This window comes from Mycobacterium sp. (assembly GCF_032159565.1).
Taxonomy (GTDB): domain Bacteria; phylum Actinomycetota; class Actinomycetes; order Mycobacteriales; family Mycobacteriaceae; genus Mycobacterium.
Genome location: NZ_JAVHWR010000151.1, coordinates 1 through 2,799 on the forward strand (window position 1 = coordinate 1; position 2,799 = coordinate 2,799).

4 protein-coding genes are annotated in these 2,799 nt (G+C 64.7%); 3 read left to right on the forward strand and 1 reads right to left on the reverse strand.

Annotated elements, in window-relative coordinates:
• Positions 1-302 (forward strand): ClpP family protease (locus QOC76_RS20380; RefSeq protein WP_526359733.1); only part of this gene is annotated, 302 nt, incomplete at its 5' end.
• Positions 299-946 carry a ClpP family protease gene (locus tag QOC76_RS20385; protein ID WP_526359735.1) on the forward strand — a complete coding sequence of 216 codons (648 nt, stop codon included), beginning with the start codon at positions 299-301 and terminating at the stop codon, positions 944-946. The genes QOC76_RS20380 and QOC76_RS20385, both read left to right, overlap by 4 nt.
• A gap of 74 nt (positions 947-1,020) precedes the next feature.
• On the opposite strand, the gene mmuM is transcribed toward QOC76_RS20385, so the two are convergent.
• The gene (gene mmuM, locus QOC76_RS20390; protein ID WP_526359737.1) at positions 1,021-1,914 is read right to left on the reverse strand and encodes a homocysteine S-methyltransferase; all 894 of its coding nucleotides are present in this window, start codon (positions 1,912-1,914) and stop codon (positions 1,021-1,023) included.
• Positions 1,915-2,174: 260 nt separating this feature from the next.
• Here mmuM and QOC76_RS20395 point away from each other — a divergent pair.
• Positions 2,175-2,799 (forward strand): ClpX C4-type zinc finger protein (locus tag QOC76_RS20395; RefSeq protein ID WP_526359739.1); only part of this gene is annotated, 625 nt, incomplete at its 3' end.

A 2,799-nucleotide genomic window follows, 5' to 3' on the forward strand; every position in this document is an offset into this window, starting at 1 on the left:
GCACCAAGGGCAAGCGCTACGCCCTGCCACACGCCCGCATCCTGATGCACCAGCCCCTCGGTGGCGTCACGGGCAGCGCGGCCGACATCGCCATCCAGGCCGAGCAGTTCTCCGTGATCAAGAAGGAGATGTTCCGGCTGAACGCGGAGTTCACCGGCCAGAGCATCGAGCGCATCGAAGCCGACTCCGATCGCGACCGCTGGTTCACCGCGCAGGAAGCACTCGAGTACGGCTTCGTCGACCACATCATCACCAGCGCCAGCATCAACGGCTCAGGACCGACGGCAGGACTAGACAAATGACCGACCACACCAACCCCCGTCTTCAGCCGCAGGCGCGATACATCCTCCCGTCGTTCATCGAGCATTCGAGTTTCGGGGTCAAGGAGTCCAACCCGTACAACAAGCTGTTCGAGGAGCGCATCATCTTCCTCGGTGTGCAGGTGGACGACGCGTCGGCCAACGACATCATGGCGCAATTGCTGGTGCTGGAGTCGCTCGACCCCGACCGCGACATCACCATGTACATCAACTCGCCCGGCGGCTCGTTCACATCGCTGATGGCGATCTACGACACCATGCAGTACGTGCGCGCCGACATCCAGACCGTGTGCCTGGGCCAGGCCGCATCGGCGGCCGCTGTGCTGCTCGCCGCGGGCACGCCAGGAAAGCGCCTTGCGTTGCCCAACGCCCGGATCCTGATCCACCAGCCCGCGCTCTCCGGCGTCATCCAGGGCCAGTTCTCCGACCTGGAGATCCAGGCGAAGGAGATCGAGCGGATGCGCACGCTGATGGAGACGACGCTGGCGCACCACACCGGCAAGGACGCGGCGCAGATCCGCAAGGACACCGATCGCGACAAAATTCTGACGGCCGAGGAGGCCAAGGAGTACGGCGTGATCGATACCGTGCTGGAGTACCGCAAGCTCTCGGCGCAGAACGCCTAGCTTCTCCACAACCGCGAGACTGCGGGGAGATCGCGATATCGCAGATTTTCGCGATCTGTCCGCAGTTTCGGCGTCTAGGGGGAATTAACAGTCGCGGCCAGCTCCGCGATGTCGCCGGGCATCACCCGGCAGCAGCCGCCGACGATGCGTGCGCCCGCGGCCACCCACTGCGCAGGCAGGTCCGACGACCACCGCCCCTCACCGCTCGATCTTCGACGGGCGCCGTCCCACTTTTCGCCGCTGTTCGGGTAGACGATGACGGGCTTTCCGGTCACCTGCCGCGCGACCTCGATCGCGGGCAACACATCGCCCGGCGCGCAGCAGTTCACCCCGACCGCCACGATCTCCGGCACATCCGCCGCAACAGCGAACGCCTCCGTTAACGGCTGGCCCGCACGCGTCTGCAAGCCGTCGATCGTGTAGCTCAACCACGCCGGCACACCCAGCCGTCGCGCCAGGCCCACCAACGCCTCAGCCTCGTCGACATCGGGCACCGTTTCTATCGCCAGCACATCGGCTCCCGCGTCGGCCAGGACCTCCAACCGCGGCAGATGCCACTCTGCCAGCTGCGCGACCGTCAGCCCGTACCGCCCGACGTACTCTTCGCCGTTGGCCAGCGCCGCGCCATACGGCCCGACCGACGCCGCCACCCACCGGCCTTCGCGGCCGACCTCGTCACGGGCCTCAGCGGCAAGCGAAACGCTAAGCCTCATCAGCCGTTCGGAGTCGCTCCGAGAGATTCCGCCTGCCGCGAAACCGTCGAACGACGCTTGGTAGCTGGCCGTCGTCGCGATCGCCGCCCCGGCCTGAAAGAATGCTCGGTGAGCAGCGATGATCTCCTCCGGCGCGTCGAACAAAAGCCGCGCCGACCACAGGTCGTCGGAGAGGTCGTGCCCACGTGCTTCCAGTTCGGTAGCAAGGCCACCATCGCTGATCAGCACGGTATCGTTGGGGGCTGCGAACGCCACTTCGCAACTCTACGATCTGCTCGGGGACGCCCTCTCAGTCCGGTAACGGCGGCGACACGCCAAGGACACGGCGGTGCGTCGTGGGGGTCGTGGGACGCGTGAGGCGATATGTTCTGCGAACACAGCTAAATACCACCGACGCGATTCGCCTTTATCGGTCGCACCGCGCCGGAAATAACGGGTAGCGTCGGGTCTTACACCCGAGGCGGCTCAAGACTTGGCAATGACCGACTGCGACAGGAAGTAGGGACTCCAGCACCATGGCGCGTATTGGAGACGGCGGTGACCTGCTGAAGTGCTCGTTCTGCGGGAAGAGTCAAAAGCAGGTCAAAAAGCTCATTGCCGGCCCCGGCGTATATATCTGCGACGAGTGCATTGATCTCTGCAACGAGATCATCGAAGAGGAACTCGCCGACGCCGACGACGTAAAGCTCGACGAATTGCCGAAGCCTGTGGAAATACGCGACTTCCTCGAGGGCTATGTCATCGGGCAGGACACCGCCAAGCGCACGCTGGCCGTCGCCGTCTACAACCACTACAAACGCATCCAGGCCGGCGAAAAGATGCGCGACTCGCGCTCCGAGCCCGTCGAGTTGGCCAAGTCCAACATCCTGATGCTCGGCCCGACCGGCTGCGGCAAGACCTACCTCGCGCAGACGCTGGCCAAGATGCTCAACGTTCCGTTCGCGATCGCCGACGCCACCGCGCTGACCGAGGCCGGCTATGTCGGTGAGGACGTCGAGAACATTCTGCTCAAGCTGATCCAGGCCGCCGACTACGACGTCAAGCGCGCCGAGACCGGCATCATCTACATCGACGAGGTCGACAAGATCGCCCGCAAGAGCGAGAACCCGTCGATCACCCGCGACGTCTCCGGCGAGGGCG

Excerpts from the sequence above, each read along its gene's own strand:
- QOC76_RS20385 (WP_526359735.1), top strand. The coding sequence starts at position 299 with ATGACCGACCACACCAACCCCCGTCTTCAGCCGCAGGCGCGATACATC.